The organism is Colwellia sp. 12G3 (assembly GCF_002836775.1).
GTDB lineage: Bacteria > Pseudomonadota > Gammaproteobacteria > Enterobacterales > Alteromonadaceae > Colwellia.
In genome coordinates, this window is sequence record NZ_PJAQ01000066.1 from 581,704 (window position 1) to 600,865 (window position 19,162).

At 37.0% G+C, this 19,162-nt stretch carries 18 protein-coding genes; 8 read left to right on the forward strand and 10 right to left on the reverse strand.

The features are described 5' to 3' along the window. Positions 1 to 60: 60 nt before the first annotated feature. From cobO to CXF71_RS16900, 3 genes are read right to left on the reverse strand one after another with little or no spacing between them, the layout of a single operon-like run. Positions 61 to 678, reverse strand: a complete 618-nt coding sequence (gene cobO, locus CXF71_RS16890; protein WP_101234089.1) for a cob(I)yrinic acid a,c-diamide adenosyltransferase — start codon at positions 676 to 678, stop codon at positions 61 to 63. 56 nt (positions 679 to 734) lie between these two features. Next, entirely contained in the window at positions 735 to 1,721 is a 987-nt protein-coding gene (locus tag CXF71_RS16895; protein WP_101234090.1) for a FecCD family ABC transporter permease, read from the reverse strand. After that, positions 1,714 to 2,544: an ABC transporter ATP-binding protein gene (locus CXF71_RS16900; RefSeq protein WP_101234091.1), complete on the reverse strand. Its 831-nt coding sequence runs from the start codon at positions 2,542 to 2,544 to the stop codon at positions 1,714 to 1,716. Before CXF71_RS16900 ends, CXF71_RS16895 begins: the two co-directional genes overlap by 8 nt. Positions 2,545 to 2,992: 448 nt before the next feature. Between CXF71_RS16900 and bfr (CXF71_RS16905) the strand changes: the two genes are divergently transcribed. Together bfr (CXF71_RS16905) and bfr (CXF71_RS16910) are read left to right on the forward strand one after the other, a co-directional pair. Next, positions 2,993 to 3,478: a bacterioferritin gene (gene bfr, locus CXF71_RS16905; RefSeq protein ID WP_101234092.1), complete on the forward strand. Its 486-nt coding sequence runs from the start codon at positions 2,993 to 2,995 to the stop codon at positions 3,476 to 3,478. An 8-nt stretch (positions 3,479 to 3,486) separates the two neighbouring features. Then, positions 3,487 to 3,954: a bacterioferritin gene (bfr, locus tag CXF71_RS16910; RefSeq protein WP_101234093.1), complete on the forward strand. Its 468-nt coding sequence runs from the start codon at positions 3,487 to 3,489 to the stop codon at positions 3,952 to 3,954. 74 nt (positions 3,955 to 4,028) lie between these two features. Here the strand turns inward: bfr (CXF71_RS16910) and CXF71_RS16915 are convergent, their stop codons facing one another. After that, a complete protein-coding gene (locus CXF71_RS16915) occupies positions 4,029 to 4,223 on the reverse strand; it encodes a (2Fe-2S)-binding protein (RefSeq protein ID WP_101234094.1) in 195 nt (64 codons plus the stop codon). 158 nt (positions 4,224 to 4,381) lie between these two features. Here CXF71_RS16915 and CXF71_RS16920 point away from each other — a divergent pair, with 158 nt between their 5' ends. Further along, entirely contained in the window at positions 4,382 to 5,329 is a 948-nt protein-coding gene (locus CXF71_RS16920) for a substrate-binding periplasmic protein (protein ID WP_101234095.1), read from the forward strand. Positions 5,330 to 5,413: 84 nt separating this feature from the next. Here the strand turns inward: CXF71_RS16920 and CXF71_RS16925 are convergent, their stop codons facing one another. Then, on the reverse strand, positions 5,414 to 7,477 hold the full coding sequence (locus tag CXF71_RS16925) for a M13 family metallopeptidase (protein WP_101234096.1): 2,064 nt from the start codon (positions 7,475 to 7,477) through the stop codon (positions 5,414 to 5,416). A 314-nt stretch (positions 7,478 to 7,791) separates the two neighbouring features. Beyond that, positions 7,792 to 9,018 carry a threonine/serine ThrE exporter family protein gene (locus CXF71_RS16930; protein WP_101234097.1) on the reverse strand — a complete coding sequence of 409 codons (1,227 nt, stop codon included), beginning with the start codon at positions 9,016 to 9,018 and terminating at the stop codon, positions 7,792 to 7,794. Positions 9,019 to 9,106: 88 nt separating this feature from the next. Between CXF71_RS16930 and CXF71_RS21560 the strand changes: the two genes are divergently transcribed. From CXF71_RS21560 to CXF71_RS16940, 3 genes are all read left to right on the forward strand, one after another. Further along, positions 9,107 to 9,280, forward strand: coding sequence for a hypothetical protein (locus CXF71_RS21560; protein WP_198559899.1), 174 nt, complete (start codon positions 9,107 to 9,109; stop codon positions 9,278 to 9,280). 83 nt (positions 9,281 to 9,363) lie between these two features. Continuing rightward, complete coding sequence (locus CXF71_RS16935; protein WP_101234098.1) at positions 9,364 to 10,134, forward strand: class II aldolase/adducin family protein; 771 nt, start codon at positions 9,364 to 9,366, stop codon at positions 10,132 to 10,134. A 273-nt stretch (positions 10,135 to 10,407) separates the two neighbouring features. After that, complete coding sequence (locus tag CXF71_RS16940) at positions 10,408 to 11,583, forward strand: mandelate racemase/muconate lactonizing enzyme family protein (protein ID WP_101234099.1); 1,176 nt, start codon at positions 10,408 to 10,410, stop codon at positions 11,581 to 11,583. Positions 11,584 to 11,603: 20 nt separating this feature from the next. Here CXF71_RS16940 and CXF71_RS16945 read toward each other — a convergent pair whose 3' ends face one another. Both CXF71_RS16945 and CXF71_RS16950 read right to left on the reverse strand, forming a co-directional pair. Next, on the reverse strand, positions 11,604 to 12,581 hold the full coding sequence (locus CXF71_RS16945; protein WP_101234100.1) for an amidohydrolase family protein: 978 nt from the start codon (positions 12,579 to 12,581) through the stop codon (positions 11,604 to 11,606). Between the two features lie 53 nt (positions 12,582 to 12,634). Further along, positions 12,635 to 13,360, reverse strand: coding sequence for an SDR family NAD(P)-dependent oxidoreductase (locus CXF71_RS16950; RefSeq protein ID WP_101234101.1), 726 nt, complete (start codon positions 13,358 to 13,360; stop codon positions 12,635 to 12,637). A gap of 135 nt (positions 13,361 to 13,495) precedes the next feature. On the opposite strand from CXF71_RS16950, the gene CXF71_RS16955 reads away from it, so the two are divergent. Together CXF71_RS16955 and CXF71_RS16960 are read left to right on the forward strand one after the other, a co-directional pair. Next, positions 13,496 to 13,966, forward strand: a complete 471-nt coding sequence (locus CXF71_RS16955) for a DUF3010 family protein (protein WP_101234102.1) — start codon at positions 13,496 to 13,498, stop codon at positions 13,964 to 13,966. A gap of 555 nt (positions 13,967 to 14,521) precedes the next feature. Further along, complete coding sequence (locus CXF71_RS16960; protein ID WP_101234103.1) at positions 14,522 to 16,318, forward strand: acyl-CoA dehydrogenase C-terminal domain-containing protein; 1,797 nt, start codon at positions 14,522 to 14,524, stop codon at positions 16,316 to 16,318. Between the two features lie 142 nt (positions 16,319 to 16,460). On the opposite strand, the gene CXF71_RS16965 is transcribed toward CXF71_RS16960, so the two are convergent. Then, the gene (locus CXF71_RS16965) at positions 16,461 to 18,179 is read right to left on the reverse strand and encodes a dipeptidyl-peptidase 3 family protein (RefSeq protein ID WP_101234104.1); all 1,719 of its coding nucleotides are present in this window, start codon (positions 18,177 to 18,179) and stop codon (positions 16,461 to 16,463) included. A gap of 403 nt (positions 18,180 to 18,582) precedes the next feature. Next, positions 18,583 to 18,843, reverse strand: a complete 261-nt coding sequence (gene rpsT, locus CXF71_RS16970; RefSeq protein WP_101234105.1) for a 30S ribosomal protein S20 — start codon at positions 18,841 to 18,843, stop codon at positions 18,583 to 18,585. Between the last annotated feature and the right edge of the window lie 319 nt (positions 18,844 to 19,162).

The window sequence follows — 19,162 nt, forward strand, 5'->3', positions numbered from 1 at the left end:
AAGCGAAACATTAGTCAAGGAATGCCCAAAGTTTCACTGTTTTTATTAAGAGATCGAACGTTACCAATCAATACCTTTTTGCGCTTTAATACCACTATCAAAAGCATGCTTGATTGATTGAACTTCGCTTACTGTATCGGCAAGGTCAATAATAGCGCGATGACAAGCACGGCCAGTAATTATCACGTGCTGATGTTTGGGACGATTATTTAGTGTTTCAATCACGTCATCTAAATCGAGATACTTATACGACAACATATAGGTCATCTCATCTAATAAAACTAAATCAAGATTAGTGTCGCTGAGTAACTCTTTACATTTAAGCCATACCTGTTTTGCTGCGGTGATGTCTTTTTCTTTGTCTTGAGTATTCCAAGTAAAACCTGTGCCCATGACACTAAATTTCACCCCTGCATTTTCAAGTAATTGTCGCTCTCCACAAGCCCAAGTACCTTTTATAAATTGTGCCACGGCAGCATTAAGTCCATGACCAACTGCACGGGCAACCGTACCAAAGCCAGAGGTGCTTTTACCTTTACCGTTACCCGTTATAACTATCAATAAACCTCGCTCATCAGTAGCACTATCAATGCGAGAATCAACTTTCTCTTTTAATTTCTGCATTCTTTTTTTATGGTTGTCAGCCATGTTACTGTCAGTCATTTTTTCATCAGTCATAGGGTTATCTCTGCTGTGTTAATTTATTAAAGAGTAGTTTATTACACATTGATTAATTAAGTTATCGCACGAGAGCGATACATAATAAATAAGAAAAATATACTACCTAGTGCTGATGTTATAATACCAATAGGTATTTCGGCGTGAGGCAGTGAAGAGCGAGCAATTACATCTACCCAAATAAGAAATATGGCGCCTATTAATGCACTGCCAATAATTAATTTAAGTGTTGTTACGCCAATAAGTTGTCTAACAATGTGAGGGATCATCAAACCAACAAAGCCAATGCCGCCGCAATAAGCCACTATGGTTGCCGTAAGCGCGGCACAAATTCCTAACATGAGTAAACGCAATTTATCGACATCAACTCCTAAGCTGGCAGCACTTTCATCACCTAATAATAGCGCGTCAATTTGTCTGTGTAATGCAAATACGGTGATCATTGCGATTATTAAAATACTGGCAATGACATAAAAGTTACTCATTTCAACGCGCGCTAAACTACCCATTAGCCAAAAAATAACGCGATTGGTGGCAAAGGGTTCGCCAAAATATAAAATGAATTGAGTTATTGAGGCAAGCATAAATGATACCGCAACACCGGCAAGTAATAATTGCTCCATACGTTGTAGCACTTTAGCGATAAAAACAACAATAACGACGGAAAATAATGCGCCAAGAAATGCGGCTAAAGGCAAGGCTATAGTAAGATTATCGGCTAAGGAAATGTTCGCAATTGTTGCACCTAAACCCGCACCTGAAACAATACCAAAAAGGTAAGGATCAGCCAGAGGGTTTCGCGTGGTGTTTTGTAAAATAGCACCGGCAATAGCTAAGCCCATGCCGGCTACCAGCGCAACCAGTACCCTGGGAATACGGACTTGCCATATAACAATATTCGCAATTTGATTTTGACAAGTACCGACTAAGCAGTTCAGCAATTGTGTTGAGTCGATGTCTGCTGGGCCGAATGTTATAGCGGCAAGGGCCGACAAAATAACTAATATCGCTAATGCGAATAAGATTGTTGAGACTTTATTCACTGAGTGACTCCGCAAAGTGGCTAGCTCGAATGTTAGTATCTTTAAGGTAAAAAGAGACTTGTGTAGCGCCTGTGATGGCATCAACACTTTGTTGACAAGGTAGGCCAAATACCTGGCTTAATTGCTTGGGTGCTAATACTTCTTTAGGAGAGCCATCGCAAATTAACTCACCTTGGTTTAACAATAATAAACGCTGGCAATATAAGCTGGCTAAATTAAGATCATGGACTGTCATGATTACCGTGATATTGAGTTTATTTACTAACTGTAATACTTGATGTTGATAATAAACATCAAGGTGATTGGTTGGTTCATCAAGGATTAAAATTTGACTTGCTTGTACGAGTGCGCGAGCAATTAATACGCGTTGCTGTTCACCACCAGAGAGTAGATTAAAGTGACTATTTAATGCGTGGCTTAAACCTACCTTGCTTAGGGCTAATGCTATTTGAGCTTTATCATGATCATTGTCTAATGAAAAAAGCGTTTTGTGCGGTAATAAGCCCATTTTCATAACATCTTGCACCGATAGGGCGAAGATAGTGTCATTTTTTTGCATGACAAGGGCAAAATGTTGGGCAACTGCTTTAGCACTGTACTGTGTAATGGGACGATTTTTTAGCTGAACGCTCCCGCTTATATTTTTACTGGCAAGAATATTTGCTTGGTTAGTTAAGCAACGTAGTAGGCTGGTTTTACCTGCGCCATTTGGGCCAATAATACCGATCACTTCACCTTTGCTGACATTAAAGTTAATGTTATGCAAAATCGCTTTATTTGGAACTCTCCAGCTAAGGCCTGAGATATTAAGAAGTGTAGACATATTTAGACTCGTGTTTTCCCGCACGGTAATAAGTATAGTTTTTTGGTTAGCTATCTGACTTTGAAATAATATTTTCTATAAAAAATAAATATCAATTCATTCACAGTTGCGGGCACAGTGATGGATTTAAACCATCTTCGTTAACACAATAAAACCTTTGAAAGCGGATTCTATATTGATTCATAATCATTAGCAAACTTTAGATGTTTAGATGGCTATTTGTTGTACGTAGCTATAATGTAAATAGTAAGGTTGAAGTATCAATCCCATAGGTTAATTATTTAGCGGTTTTGCTTTTATAGCTAATGAAAACACAAATAATTTTCACTTAAAATATAAACAGTTAATAACATCAATTCCCTGCATTAATTCGATAAATTCTTATCACTCTACTACGCTTTAAGACAGTTGATTTTCAATAAATTCACAATTCATATAGAGGTCTCACATGAAAGGTAGTCCAAAAGTTATAGCTAGCCTTAACGGTTTGTTACACAACGAATTAGCAGCCATTGATCAGTACTTTATTCATTCTAGAATGTATCAAGATTGGGGGTTAGATAAACTTTTCGATCAACTTGATCATGAAATGCAAGAAGAAATAACCCATGCTGATGCACTGATAAAGCGAATTTTATTTCTTGAGGGCATACCTAATTTAACTGACCGACGAGATCTACTTATTGGCAATGATGTTCCTAGTATGTTGAATCATGATCTAACGCTTGAAATGGAGGTTGTTACGGCATTAAAAGCTTCTATTACTTTATGTGAAAGTGAAGCGGATTTTCAAAGTAGAGAGATGTTAGAAAAACTGCTTGAAGATACCGAAGAAGATCACGTTTATTGGCTTGAAAAGCAGCTTGGACTTATTGATAAAATTGGTCTGCAAAATTATATCCAATCTCATATGGGTCAACATTTACCAGGGTAGGGGGTGTCATGAAAGGTAATAAAAATATTATTGCACTGTTAAATAGTACTTTAGCTATTGAGTTGATAGCGATTAATCAATATTTTTTGCATGCGCGTATGTATAAAAATTGGGGGTTAGAAAAGTTAAATAAAGCAGATTACAAAATATCGATTGAGAAAATGAAGCAAGCGGATGATCTTATTGAACGCATATTATTTTTAGAAGGTTTGCCAAATTTACAAGACTTGGGGCGTTTACATATTGGCGAGCACGCTGCAGAAATGTTGCAATCAAACATGAATTTAGAATATGTATCTCGTCAGGCTTTGCAAACATTGATTGTAGAGAGTGAGAAGGCACAAGATTATATCAGCAGAGATTTAGCAGAAGACTTATTAGAAAATGTAGAAGAGCAAATAGATTGGATTGAATCTCAACAATATATTATTGGCCATGCCGGTATAGAAAACTATTTGCAATCAATGATGAGTTAACTTTTAACGTCGTAACTAATGTGTGAAGTGCCGCTTAAAGTTAGTCCGTAATGGTTAAATTCGTTAATTAGTAGTTAAGCGACTTGTGGCTGTGCTTCAGCAATTTGCATTAATTTTTTGTTTAGTACACGTTTAGTGCATTGACAGCACTTACCGCATTGCGAACCTACTTTAAGTTCTTTGGTTAACTCTTTCATTGTTTCCGCACCATTATCTATAGCGGATTCTATCTGTGTATCGGTAACACCATGGCAAATACAAACGTACATACAAACGACTCTTAAATGTAAAATGACTTAGAAACAATGATGCTTATAGTAACCGTAATGATAACAATTATCAATAAGATTGTTTGGTAGTAAAATTAATGAGTTAGTGTATTTCGTTATGTTGTCGATCTTATTGAGAAGGTTTTTGTATAAGATTATTGAGTATTATTAGTCTTATTATTAGTCTTATTTATTATAATGAAATAGCTATTAATAATAATTTCATCTTGAATTTGCTCCTTAAAAATAAGATTGTTGAAAGATTTGAGTCACTTTTACTGCTAAACTTAATTGATGTAAATTTTTACTTTTACACCATTTTAACGATTGTTGTATACTTAAAATATAAGTGTGGCAGAGGATGGTACAGTTTTAGGTCTATTATTTTGCATCCCCTTTTTTGTAATATATTTATTATCGGAGCAGTACTTTTTTATTCATTAAGTGCAAAGTCAGCGCCGAATAAAACCATAACATTAGGTACTACTAATGCGATTGAAACACCTTTATATCAAAAAGCTCATCGTATTTTAACTTATGCGTTTTTTCAATTTGGGTATGACCTGTCAATAAAGGTCCTACCGAATAAGCGGAGTTTAATTTGGGCTAATAATGGTGTACTTGATGGCGAACTATTTCGCATCAGTAATCTAGATTTAACTATGTTTATTAACTTGCAACGAGTTGATGAACCGCTGTTTATTATTGATCAATCCGTTATTGGAAAGCCAGGTATTAAGGTTGATGGTTGGCAAAGTATGAATAAGTATATTGTTGCTTATGAAAGGGGGACAAAATTTATTGAGACTAATCAAGATAAATTTAAAGGGGCTATTTTAGTCAATACATTTGATCAAGCCATATCACTTATTCATTCTGGTCGTGCCGATATTACTATTACAAGTAGGGATACAGCAAACACTTTCCTAAGCCATTTAAAATATGACCAGGAACTTATGGTTCATCAGCCCCCTCTAGTTGAAATAGCATTGCATGTTTATATTAATAAGTATAAACACCCAGAATTGGCTGGGAAGCTGTCAACGTTATTAAAATTAATGAAAAGAAATGGTCAATTTGATGCATTATTATTTGAATTAGAATAATAATTTTTTACTTTTGTGCCAATTTATTTCACTCAATAAAAAAGGAGCCTAAGCTCCTTTTTTATTGTTATACAGGTAAACTAACTACCAAATTTTAACGCGTTTTTCTGGTGCTATATACATGGCATCGCCTTCTTTAACATCAAATGCTTGATAAAACTCATTCATGTTTGAAAGTGAGCCAAGAGCACGGAATTCAGCAGGTGAATGTGGGTCTGTAGCAACACGGTTACGTGCAGATTTCTCTACAATTTTTGCACGCCAGATTTGAGCATAACCCATGAAGAAACGTTGATCGCCAGTTAAACCATCAATAACAGGAGCTTCTACACCATTTAATGAGGTTCTATAAGCTCTGTAAGCGATAGTCACACCTGATAAATCACCAATGTTTTCACCGAGTGTCAACTTACCATTTACAGCTAAGTCGTCAAATACATGATATTCATCATATTGCTCAACTAAGGCTTTAGTTCTGTTTGAAAATTCAGCTAAATCTTGCTCAGTCCACCAATTTCTCAGGTTACCTTCAGCATCATATTTGCTGCCCTGATCATCAAAGCCATGGCCCATTTCATGTCCAATTACCGCACCTATGCCACCGTAATTAACAGCATCATCAGCTCTCATATTAAAAAATGGTGCTTGTAATATTGCCGCAGGAAAAACAATTTCATTTACCGTAGGGTTGTAGTAAGCATTAACCGTTTGTGGTGTCATGCCCCATTCCCAGTTTTTAATTGGACCACCGAGTTTAGCAACTTCTTTATCGTTAGACAGACGTGAAGAGCGGATAATATTACCGACTAAATCATCACCATCGATATTAAGACCAGAGTAATCTTCCCATCGATCAGGGTAACCAATTTTTGGCGTAAAAGCGGCTAACTTAACATGCGCTGCTTTTTTAGTATCTGTAGACATCCATTCAAGATCGTCAATACTATTGCCATAAGATGAGCGTAAGTTTTCAACTAATTCGCTCATGCGCGCCTTAGCTTGAGGAGTAAAATGACGAGTAACATAAACTTTACCAATCACTTCTCCTAAATTTGAGTTAACAACACCAACACCGCGTTTCCATTGTGGACGTTGCTCTTCTCGACCACTTAACTGTTTTGAATAAAAATCAAAATTTTCATTATCAATATCAGCAGTTAAGTAGCTAGAAAAGTGACTTAAGCTATGGAAACTCAAATATGTTTTCCAATCAGTTAACGAAGTTTCCGCAAAAATACTGCCAAAACCGGTAATAAAATCTGGTTGGTTAATAATTATATCTTTTTGAGAAGCAACACCTTGAGCAGCAAGGTAAGCTGACCAATCAAAAGCATTAGTTAATTCATTTAACTTATTAACAGCATATTTGTTATAGCGCTTTTCACTGTCGCGACTTTGAACTTGGGTCCAATGAAATTTAGCTAACTTAGTCTCTATTGCCATAATAGTTTTTGCTGCTTCTTTACCATCAGCAATACCGGCTAAGTCGAACATTTTTTCAATATGAGCGATATAGCCAGCACGTAAAGTACTAAAACGCTCAGTTTCATTAAAGTAGTAATCTTTATCAGGTAACCCTAAGCCACTCTGCCAGATGTGAGTAGCATAACTAGCCGAGTCTTTAGCATCAACGCTAATGTAAAAAGCTAAAGGACTGCCTACGCCTACCGCTTGATATTTACCAAAAAAACTCGCTAATTCTGATTTGTTATTAAGGTTATTAATCGCATCAAAAATAGGTTGGATCGGTTTAACACCTAAACTATTACGCTTCTCTGTGTCCATATATGAGCGAAATATATCTGCTACTTTTTGTTCATCGCTACCTTTGGTAAGGTTTTTAGCGGCAGCAAGTTCTTCTATGATGGCTTTAACATCATCATCAGCTTTGTCTCGAAGATCATAAAATGAACCGATAGCCGTTTTATCACCTGGAATGTCATGGTTTGCTAACCAATTACCATTTACATAGCGATAGAAGTTATCTTGTGGACGGATACTACTATCAAAATTAGCTTTTTCTATACCAGATGCCAGTACAGTTTTTTGCGTCGTAAATTGTGTGTTATTGCTAGTGTCAGCTGGCGTACTACAGCCAGTCATTAGCAATAATGATGAACAAATTGCACTGGTAATAATTGCTTTCATGAAAATTCCTTGTCTATAAATCATAGAATGTTTTTTGAGTAATCAAAGATATAAATAGTATTTTAATTTTTGTAATTATTTATACTTTGAACATGCTAAATACGCACGATTGCTCGATTCTACGGGGTATTGATAAGGATTTCTAGCGAATGAAACATCTGTTTACATCTTTGTTTTATTTTGACTTATCGCTAAAAATGGAGGGTTGAGTCGTTTATTATGTAAGTGTTTGCTTTTAAAGGGTTAACATTGTGTTAAATAGGTGTTAACTTTTTGTGGGGCAATCAACGCTAAATTTGATAATACGACTATAATTACAAGGTTTTTCCATGGGGTAATACTGCATTGGAGAAAATAATACCAGCGACTAGAGACATAAATATTAAGAATGTTTGTGAGCCTAAATCAGGGACGTTCAACATATTCTGTCCAGAGACGGCGCTATTTAAGCCAATATAAACTTTTGATCCTGGAACAAGCACAACTAAGCCGAGGATTCTTACAATGCTAGAAGGCAGGTTCATTAGTCGAGAAAATAAATTACTGTATAAGCCCAATGCAAAAGCGCCAACAAATGCGCCTAACGCTACGCCTAAATAGTTACTTGCCCATATGCTAACACCAAAGGCAATATAACCAGAAATCATGCCCCAAGGGGCATCTTTTAATCTGACTTTAAAGAGAATAACTAAACTTGCAGACAGCGTTGTTACCGCAAGCCATGAGGTCCATACAGGCATGGTTTCAGGGGGAATAAATACCGAAGTACCCCATATCAAGTTGCCTAACGCCATACCTAGCACAGCACCAAAGTACAGCTTAAATAACATCATGATACTGTCCATGATACGCGCCGTACCAGACATTAAATGTCGTGCGGCAAGTTCTGATAAGCCCACGGTTAAAGATAACCCCGGTATAAATACTATGATGCTTGACAGAATTACCATGGGAATATTAATGCTAGGATCAATTATTGATATGGCAGAGGCTAATAGCGATGCCATAAGTGCAGCCATTGGCTCGAGTAAATCTGTCATGCGCCTGGAGCGTTCAGCCCAAAGCACAAAAGCAAAAGTAACCCAGCCTAAAATAGTAGACCAAAAAACATCGTGCCAGCTAGTATGCATTAACATGGCAAAAGCGCCGCTTGATGCCCCATAAGCTAAAAAAGATAGCATAGTGCCATAAGGCGCCGGTTTATTTTTTACTTCAGCTAAACGCTCAATCGCTTCACTAAGTGTGCGCTGGCCGTTAATTAGTTCATCAACAAGTTCATCAATACGGGCTAAAGAACCAAGATCGATGTCGCCGGGACTAACACGCACTAAATGATTATATTGCTGATCGTCTTCATCATCAGATAAGATAAAAGTTAACGCGGTCGGCGTGATAATAAAAGAAGCGCGAATATCAAGAAACTTAGCAATAGATAATAGGTTATCTTCTAAGCGATATGCGGTAGAGCCTAACTTATGTAAAGCTTTGCCTAATTTTATGATAAAACGACGTTTTTGGTAAAAATTATCGGGTTGTTGCATGACGGTATATGATGGTAAGTTGCACTGTTTGCTATGGTAATCGATTTTGCTAAAACAGGGTATAAAAAACTAATTAAAAGAGAAAAAAATGACATTAATAATTATTTTAGCTTGTGTTTTTTTAGCCATATTTCTGATGGTTACTTTAGGAGAGAAGTTTGCTAAACCCATGACCGATGAACAGCAAGGTAAGTACGGTAAAATAATACCAATACTGGTATTTATATTATTAATCGCTGCTATTATCAAAGCAATGTTTTAAACGGCTTTATTGCCTATTCATCATCAGGTAAAATCTAACGATAATCAGTATCGTTATTTCCTTATACATAGAGAATTCTTGTAATGCAGCAACTGCCTAAGCTCGATTTAAAAAATAAAGTATCAGCCCAAGAATGGCAATTACGGGTCGATTTGGCGGCTTGTTATCGATTATTACAAATGCACGGTTGGGATGATCTTATTCATACTCATATTTCAGTCTGCATTCCTGGCACAGAACATATCTTGATAAATGCTTTCGGTTTAGCTTTTGAAGAAATAACCGCATCAAATTTAGTTAAAATTGATATAGACGGTAATATTATCGACAAAGATTGTCCGTTTGAAATAAACCCAGCGGGTTTTACTATTCATAGTGCAGTCCATCAAGTACGCCATGATGACATTTGTGCATTGCATATACACACTAATGAAACTATTGCTGTTGCCAGTTTGGAAGAGGGCTTGTTGCCGTTAAGTCAGTATTCAATGTTTGCTTTAGCCTCGATGAGTTACCATGATTATGAAGGTCTAGCGGTTAATGACGATGAAAAGCTTCGATTGCAGCATGATTTAGGTGATAAAAACTTTATGTTATTGCGAAATCATGGCGCCTTAACCATGGGTAAAACTATTGGTGATGCCTTTATGCATATGTATGATTTAACACGTGCTTGTGAAATACAGTTACAAGTCATGGCTACCGGTATGAAGCCTATTTATGCCCCGCAAAGTATTATTGATGGTATTAAGGCGCAAGCTAATATTGTGCATTCTGGTGAAACCGGCGGGCAAAAAGCATGGCCAGCGATGGTGCGAAGAGTGTATCGACATGATCCGAGTTTCGCAGAGTAAAGATTATTTCAGAGTAGCTGCTTATCTTCTTGCTGTATTACACTATGTAGGTGTCAAAAGTACTCACAAATTATTCGGGAAATAATTTGAACAACCGCAGGTTGTCCTGAAAGGTGGAGTACAGGATGTACGGAATATTGACTAACGTCAACTCCGTGCGTTTTCCTTTACATAGAATAATACAACTTCAATATAAGCCACTACTGCATTTATTATAGAGAGTGCTTAGATTAAAAGTCACTCGCAATAACGAATTAACTAGTTGAGAAAAATATGAAGATTACTCACGTTGAAGTTTTTGATATCCATTGCCCTAAGCGCATTGGTTGGAACCCTATTTTTGTACGTATACATACCGATGAAGGTCTTAGCGGTGTTGGTGAAGCAGGCTTAGCTTATGATTGGGGGCATAGCGCTGCAGCTGCCATGATTAAAGAGATCAGTGAAGCGGTGCTTATTGGTTTTAATCCTTTTAATACCGAGCTTTTATGGTCTCGAATGTTACGCGAAAGCTTTTGGGGTCTAGGTGGCGGACCTGTTTTGTATTCAGCAATGAGCGCTATTGATACGGCACTATGGGACATTAAAGGTAAAGCTTTAGGTGTGCCGGTTTACCAGTTACTGGGTGGCAAGGTAAATGACAAACTGCGTACCTATGCTAGTCAACTTCAGTTTGATTGGGACACTGATATTAAAAAGCTCATTGAGCCTGAGCAGTATGCAGAAGCGGCGTTAAAAGCGGTAGCCCAGGGCTACGATGCTGTTAAGGTTGATCCAATCGTTTATAACGGTGATGGTAGCTCTTCTTTTGATCGCACTAAACTATTTACTAAACCACAAATGCGTTTATTTGGTAACAGATTACGTGCTATTCGTGATGCTGTTGGTGAAGATGTTGACATTATTTTTGAATCACATTCCTTAATGGGCGCAGCTTCAGCAATACAAATGGGCAGAATTGTCGAAGAAGTTGGTTGTATGATGTACGAAGAGCCGGTTAACTATTTAAATCCTGCTGTACATAAAAAAGTCTCTGATAACGTTAATGTGCCGATTGCCGGTGGTGAGCGTTTGTACCATCGTTGGGATGTAAGACCTTACTTTGAAGATCAAAGTATTGATGTATTACAACCTGATGTGGGCTTATGTGGCGGTTTTACTGAATCGAAAAAAGTCTGTGACTATGCCGACGTTTACGATATTCGTATACAAGCGCACGTATGTGGTGGCCCTGTTGCAACAGCGGCATCATTACACTTAGAAACAGCCATTCCAAACTTTTTAATTCATGAGCATCATACTTATGCGATAAAAGACTGGAACAGAGAGTTGTGTTTACAAGACCCACAACCGGTGGATGGCTTTTTTCAAGTGACAGAAGTACCGGGTATTGGTATTGAACTTAACGATAAAATCGTGAAAAGATCGCCAAACGTGACGATTAGATAAGTAGCTAGCTAAATTAAGCTTTAGCTTTCTTCGTTAGAAAATTTATAAATATTAAGCGCATTGCTATACAGTAATGCGTTTTTTTCATGTTCACTACATTGCTTAATTAGCGGTGATTCAATAATATCCTGCCAATAGCTGTCATAGCTCTTATTACTTAACTCATTTCCTAGCTGATTACCGAGCTTTTTACCGAGTTTTTTACCGAGTAAGCACAGCGGAAAGTTACTGGCTAGCATCACTCTCTCCATTAAAAAGGTGTCGAGGCAAAAGCTAGTGACATCACTAAACCAAGACATCTCATATTGTCGGTCTTGCATCTCCCATCCAGAGCATTTAATGAATACATTCGGGTATTTGGCAAGTTCAGTTATATGCTTTTTCCATAAAAACCAAGCATCCCCTCGGAGCTCTTTAGACACTATTTTAGGTGGGAAACCAGCATGATTGATGATAAAACGCAATTGACTATGCTTGGCGATAGTTTGCCTTAATAGCGGCATCACTTTAATCGCATTTTCATCAGCTAAGGGTAATTGCAATTCAAAAATAAAGTCACTTACTGCATTAAGGCTGGCGAAATTTTGTTGTGCGTTTTGATTCGCTAAAATAGCACAAGCTTGTTCATCAAGAATGTGGCGAGCGCCAATTAAACTGCTATACGGCAATAATCTTTGTAAGGATGCTTGGAACTGCTCCGGCGGCGCTAATAAATCGATGCTGGCGATAGTTCTATTTTTTTGACAGGGTAAACTTTCAATATACGCTAGTTCTCGCCAAGATTTAGCATTATCGAAACCTGCTTCAATATGAACAAAACCTGCTAGTTTTATTTTACTGCTGGCTTGTAAGCTATTATTTAAGTTTTCAATAGAAAAGTCTTGTTGGATAACTGACTTATCTGGCCAAAAAGGGGGATTTTCAGATTTAAGCCAATGGTAATCTCCACGCGAACGATCAAATAAATGTAAATGGGGATCAATGAGGTTAATTGTCATAACGTTATCTAGATACCTTTATATACGAGATAGTTGTCTATTACGGTATATCATTATTGCGCGGTATAACCGCCATCAATCACTTGTAAACTACCGGTGATAAATTTTGCCTTGTCGGAAGCTAAAAACAGCACTAATTCAGCGACTTCTTCTGGCTGACCTAAGCGTTGTAATGGTTGTAATTTAGCTTCATCTTGATGCACTTCATTTATATTAGCACCTGATTTTTGGCAATAGTTATTAATTGCTTGATGGTACAGCGGTGTTTCAATGGTACCAGGGCAAACGGCATTAGCACGAATATTAAAAGCAGCGTAATCAAGCGCAGTTGTTTTAGCGATAGAGGCGAGGGCACTTTTACTTAAATTATACGCAAACGAATTATGTTTGGCGATTAACGCTTGGTCAGAAGCCATCAACAGAATTGCGCCATTTTTGTTTGCTTTCATCGAGGGTAATACTGCCTTGATCGCAGCATAGGCACCTTTAACATTAATGCTAAATATTCTATCTAAATCATCTTCACTGGTATTTTCAATCGTAGCCGAAAAATGAATGCCGGCATTTGAAATTAAAACATCGATGCTGTGTTTATCTGCGATATCATTAATTATCTCGGTTACTTGGTTTATGTTAGTGACATCACATTGACGAAACTCACCTATGGCAGAGGGAGACAAGTCTAAATTAAATACTTGGTAATTATTTTCGACGAAGAGTTTTACAATACTTAAGCCAATACCAGAGCTACCACCTGTGATCACGCACACTTTTTTCATTAAATTTACTCAATTATCGTAATTATAATAAATGATACCTGTAAGCTCTGCCAAGTTCCATAAAGTTAACTTCCAATTACTTCTTTGTATAGTTTGCGTGTATAATATTGGCAATTAGATTAATGAGGTTTTTCCATGAGAGCTTGTGGCGTAGAAATTAAAAGTAATGATGCGATTATTTGTATCGTGTCAAAAGAAAACAACTTGTATGATATTCCTCATACACGCGTACAAAAAATTAGCCTTGATAATGCTGGCGATGCAGAAGAAGTGAAAAAATTTCAATTTGCTTTTGCAAAATTGATGGAAGATTACCAAGTTACTCATGTACAAATTAAAGGTCGCGCCTTAAAAGGTAAGTTTTCTGGTGGTCCTATTGGTTTTAAAATTGAAGCGGCTATTCAACTGATTGATGCATTAGAAGTAGAAATTTTATCAGGAACCTTTATTAAGAAAGAATTATCTAGAAGCCAAATTGATATTGATTTTCGTGATACTGGCTTAAAGCAATTTCAAGAACAAGCATTTACTACAGTGTTTGCTTTTTTTGAAGGGCAAAACAACAGCTATAGAACAGAGCCTGAAAGTAACAATCAAGAAGATTAAATTTATCGTTTGATGAGTTTTAAATTTATTTTTTGATGTGATATTTTAAAAGACAGATTTAAAGTAAACATTTTTAAATAAAAAGAGATATTAAAAGCTTAGTGATTAACCTCACTAAGCTTTTTTTTAAATATTTTTGAAATAGGTCAAGTCAATAGATGCTTGTTGTTGAGATTACCGTTGCGTAGCTCTTGATTTAATCAACAGAAAATTAAACTACTCAGTAAGAGTCGCTAAAAAATGATATCGGTGCAGCATGATAACTTGATGCCTATGCATATAGGTTATTAGCAGGTAGAAGCTGAACTGGTGTTTAGCTTAAAATGGTCTATAGTCCAATCAATAAAACAATGGTTCATCAATGAAAATCTGAAATTTTGACGCTATTGCAAATAATTTAATCGTTAAAAAGGAACTAAATATGTTCCTTTTTTTGTTTAAACTATTTTAAAAGTGTTCATAACATGATTTAATCAAACACTTGTTTGAAAAAAAGATCAGACCTCAGACCAGTTTGTTTTTATTAAACCAAAAAGTTAACCATTGGAGAAAGTCATGCCAGAGTACAAAGCACCGATCAGAGATATTAAGTTTGTTATGCAAGAGTTGCTTGATTGCGATAACCATTATCAAAAATTAGGTTATGAAGATGCTAGTTTAGATATGGTCGATGCCATTATCAGCGAAGCGGCAAAATTCACTGAGCAAGTTATTGCCCCTATTAATCAAAGTGGTGATGAACAAGGTTGTACTTGGACCAATGGTGAGGTGACCACGCCTGATGGTTTTAAAGAGGCTTATCAACAATATGTTGAAGGTGGCTGGCCTACATTAGCGCAAAATGTAGATTTTGGTGGCCAAGGTCTTCCACATTCATTAAATACCGCAATTACCGAACTATTCTCTAGCGCGAACCATAGTTTTGCAATGTACCCAGGTTTGAGTCATGGCGCATTAGCGACCATTGAAGCACATGGTAATGAACAGCAAAAAAATCAGTTTATGCCTAAGTTAGTTGAAGGGTCTTGGACGGGAACCATGTGTTTAACAGAGCCGCATTGCGGAACTGATTTAGGAATGCTACGTACAAAAGCTGAGTTAAATGATGACGGTAGTTATTCGTTAACCGGTACTAAAATATTTATCTCTGCCGGTGAACATGATTTATCAGACAATATTGTTCATATTGTTATCGCAAGGATCCCGGGTTCTCCTGAAGGCAGTAAAGGCATTTCGCTATTTATTGTACCTAAGTTTAATATTACTGACGATGGTGCTATTAGTGATCGTAATGCCGTTTCTTGTGGATCGATTGAACATAAGATGGGTATTAACGCTAATGCAACTTGCGTGATTAACTTTGATGGCGCCAAAGGTTATTTAATTGGCGAAGTAAATCGTGGCCTAAATTGTATGTTTACCTTTATGAACGTGGCCCGATTAGGTGTTGCTACTGAAGGAGTTGCTGCTGCTGAGGCATCATTTCAAGGCGCATTAGCTTATGCCAAAGATAGACTACAGATGCGTTCTTTATCAGGCGTGAAGAATCCTGAAGGCCCTGCAGATGCTATAATCGTTCATCCAGATGTTCGTCGCATGTTGTTAACACAAAAATCTATTGCAGAAGGTGGTCGAGCACTGATTGCTTATTTGGCTCAACTGGTCGATATAGGACATGTTAGTACCTGTGAAGAAGAAAAAGCAGCGGCGGAAACAAAACTCGCATTATTAACACCTATTGCTAAAGCTTTCCTTACTGAATTAGGTTTAGAGTGTACTAGTCATGGTGTACAAGTCTTTGGTGGTCACGGATTTATAAAAGAGTGGGGCATGGAACAACTAATGCGCGATACTAAAATTAGTTGTCTCTATGAAGGTACTACCGGTATTCAAGCTTTAGATTTGTTAGCAAGAAAAATATTAGGATCGAAAGGAAAAATTCTTAAAGCGTTTGGTAGTGAAGTAACCAAGTTCTGCTTAGAAAATGCTGATGACGATGCCATGCAAGAGTTTATTCAACCTATCATGAGTTTTGGTGGTGATTGGCAGAAAATGACAGAAAAAGTCGGCGAAAAGGCAATGAAAAATCCAGACGAAATTGGTGCTGCTTCTGTTGATTACTTGATGTACTCAGGTTACTTAACTCTGGCTTACTTCTGGGCCAAAATGGCGAAGGTTGCGCAAGACAAACTTGCTCAGGGCAGTGATGAAGAAGCCTTTTATCAAGCAAAAATTAAAACAGCCCGTTTTTACTTTGAACGTATATTACCACGTGCCAAAGGCCATGCCGCTTGTGTTGAAAATGGTGGTGAATCTATGATGGCACTTGATGCCGATGATTTTTCTTTCTAGGTTATTTGTTTAAAGGAGTTAGCTTTATTTAATGGCTAACTTCTCTTTGCGAAGTACTTTTTATTAAGTAAATAAAAGGCGCTTATCGAATTACTCGATAAGCGCCTTTTTAATGGGTGTATTACACCACTACGTTAAGCAATTACAGGCCTAATACTTTCTTACCTTGTTTGAAGACGATGTCTACAGGGATACTCGCCGCTTCTAAGCGGGCTAAATCTGCAGCAAGTGTTTCACCAATAACGCCACTCTCTTTCACTAAGCTATCAACCCCTTGATAGTCACCGTTACCTTGTAAGGTTAATATCAGTTGTGATAATGAGTCTATTGCCGCGGTCATCTTATCAATATTAATGCTATATAAACCTTGCTCATTACGACTGAAAGCACCATTTTCTTGGAAGTAATTAAAACGAACCATGTTGGCTTTACCGTGGGCTGAACTTGCGCCAAAACGAATTGAACGGAAAATTCCAGCCATAAAGGTGGTGTAATAATCTTCTAATGTACCATCAGTAATTGCGCCTTTATCAAGTAATTGGCGAATCATGTATAAACCAAGAATGTCAGCTTTGCCTTCCTCTAATGCCGATGCATGCTCTTTTAATGCTTGGCGAACTGGACCTTGGCCATTAAGGGTGTTTTTAATGCCTAGGCCATGTGCAACTTCATGAAACATGGTATTAGCGAAGAAACCAGTAAAGGTGACGTTTTTACGTTGCTCTGGAACGATAAGCTCATCAGCAATAGGTAACATGATGGCATCAAACTTTGCACGCATAGCATTTTTTAATTGTAAGCGTCTTGTGCCTTTTTTCAGCTGAACTTCTTCATCATTGGGTAGGTTAATGGCAATTGTTTTACTCCCCGCATTTGAGTGACCGGCATAATAAATAACATCATAAGCATTTAAGTCTGCATCAGAGCCAGGAACTTCAGCTTTATATTTTTTGGCTACGGGTAAACCTTTTTGTAGCTCAGGTAAAAACTGTGCGTATTTGGCCAGCTTTTCACTCCATGCTAAATCTTTAATTAACACATACGATTCAAAAGCAGCGCGGTAACCATAAAGTTGATCTTCATAGTTTTCAATTGGTCCAATAACCACATCGATAGGATTATTTTTCATGTCCATCCAGGCGAAATCTGAAGCCTGATATTCATCAGTGCGTAATGCTTGGGCACGCATCGTTAGGTAATTAGAAAATTCTTTATCGTCGGCAAATTTTGCAGCCTTATCAAGAATTGCTGCGGCGCGATTCATTTGGTCATGATAAATTTCAGAGTATGAAATGCTCATCAATTTCTCTTCATCATCACGTTTAACAACAGAATAAAGTCCCATTTTATCGCTAAAATCACTTTGCTCAAATTCAGCTTTAGTCATATCGGCAGGATAAAACTCAGCGCCGTGTGCTTTTTTAGTCGCTTGAGTTAAAAATACTTTATCACCATCGAGACGATCCCAAGGACCATAGTTAATTTCAGCAAAACGTCTCACTGTTTCATCACTAATACTCGCTAGAAAGCTTTTTTTATCTTGCGAATACGCTTGCTGCCAAAATAAGTCATCCATTATTTTAGAAGCATCAATAAGTAACGCTAACATTTGCTTTTGATTAGCAGATAAATGGCTTAAGTCGGCAGTTAGGGTTACTTCCTTGTATATATTTAAGCGGTTTTCAAAGCCAGGAAGTAACTCAGGTTGATTTGTTGCACTCTCATTTTTCAGTGTTGAGGGACTTTCTTTAGTGATGTTTTCTTTAGCAGTATCACTTTCGGTGGCATTGTTACAAGCGGTTAAAGTGGTGCTGGCTAGTAAGACTACGGCGGCTATTTTTGTTAGTTTTAGTGCTTTCATAGGAGGTCTCTATAAATAAGTTGCCTAGAGACTAACAAAAATGGAGGTGAGTGCAATAGTGAAGAGAAATTTAATACTATGTGGGCTGTAAAGTTCACTATTCATTAGAATACTTATTACACTAACTAAGTGATCAGTTTCAAATGGCCTATATATCCAATAACGTCGTTGCTTTCAATCGAAATTGCCAGCTATTGCTCAATCAAGCGCCTTGTTGTTAAACATTTATACTCATTGAATTATGCAAACTTATACTTTATTTAATTGGTATGAAAAGGGAAGGGGATAGGCATAAATGGGGGATTTCAGGCATAAAAAAACCGACATAAGTCGGTTTTTAAATGATTCATATAGATTAACTATACGAAGAGCATTTCATAAAATAATACAGTGAAAGCAAAAATTAAAGTGCTTTGATCGCTGCATTTAAACGGCTCTTACTACGAGCTGCTTTATTTTTATGAATAAGACCTTTACTTGCGTAACGGTCTAAAATTGGTGTAGCAGCAACGAATTCTTTTGTTGCTACTTCTTTGTCACCAGCTTCGATTGCTGCTAGTACTTTTTTAAGTAAAGTACGCATCATTGAACGACGACTTGCGTTATGTTGACGGCGCTTTTCAGATTGTAATGCGCGCTTCTTAGCTTGCTTTGAGTTAGCCAAGGTGATCTCCTAAAAGATTGATTATAAGCTTAAATTTAAGGCGACGAAATATGCCTTTTTTTTAGCTGATTGTCAAATGATTTAATTGTTTAATTGATATCTTAACGATAAAAGATCAATTAAAAAGAATATGGTCACTGCTTAACGTTAAAAATTTAATCGATAAACAAAACATGTTGTGAACAGCGGTAAGTATACATTGTTTAAATGGCTAAAATCATCACATAATACACATTATTTATTTTTTCCTTATTTTTACCTTATTTTCACGTTACTTCTGTATTCGTGTAGTGCTATTAAATAACCAAAAAAGACTTGG

Coding starts and splice junctions, on each gene's coding strand:
- cobO (WP_101234089.1), bottom strand. CDS start 678: ATGACTGATGAAAAAATGACTGACAGTAACATGGCTGACAACCATAAA.
- CXF71_RS16900 (WP_101234091.1), bottom strand. CDS start 2,544: ATGTCTACACTTCTTAATATCTCAGGCCTTAGCTGGAGAGTTCCAAAT.
- bfr (WP_101234092.1), top strand. CDS start 2,993: ATGAAAGGTAGTCCAAAAGTTATAGCTAGCCTTAACGGTTTGTTACAC.
- bfr (WP_101234093.1), top strand. CDS start 3,487: ATGAAAGGTAATAAAAATATTATTGCACTGTTAAATAGTACTTTAGCT.
- CXF71_RS16915 (WP_101234094.1), bottom strand. CDS start 4,223: ATGTACGTTTGTATTTGCCATGGTGTTACCGATACACAGATAGAATCC.
- CXF71_RS16925 (WP_101234096.1), bottom strand. CDS start 7,477: ATGAAAGCAATTATTACCAGTGCAATTTGTTCATCATTATTGCTAATG.
- CXF71_RS16930 (WP_101234097.1), bottom strand. CDS start 9,018: ATGCAACAACCCGATAATTTTTACCAAAAACGTCGTTTTATCATAAAA.
- CXF71_RS21560 (WP_198559899.1), top strand. CDS start 9,107: ATGACATTAATAATTATTTTAGCTTGTGTTTTTTTAGCCATATTTCTG.
- CXF71_RS16935 (WP_101234098.1), top strand. CDS start 9,364: ATGCAGCAACTGCCTAAGCTCGATTTAAAAAATAAAGTATCAGCCCAA.
- CXF71_RS16940 (WP_101234099.1), top strand. CDS start 10,408: ATGAAGATTACTCACGTTGAAGTTTTTGATATCCATTGCCCTAAGCGC.
- CXF71_RS16945 (WP_101234100.1), bottom strand. CDS start 12,581: ATGACAATTAACCTCATTGATCCCCATTTACATTTATTTGATCGTTCG.
- CXF71_RS16950 (WP_101234101.1), bottom strand. CDS start 13,360: ATGAAAAAAGTGTGCGTGATCACAGGTGGTAGCTCTGGTATTGGCTTA.
- CXF71_RS16955 (WP_101234102.1), top strand. CDS start 13,496: ATGAGAGCTTGTGGCGTAGAAATTAAAAGTAATGATGCGATTATTTGT.
- CXF71_RS16960 (WP_101234103.1), top strand. CDS start 14,522: ATGCCAGAGTACAAAGCACCGATCAGAGATATTAAGTTTGTTATGCAA.
- CXF71_RS16965 (WP_101234104.1), bottom strand. CDS start 18,179: ATGAAAGCACTAAAACTAACAAAAATAGCCGCCGTAGTCTTACTAGCC.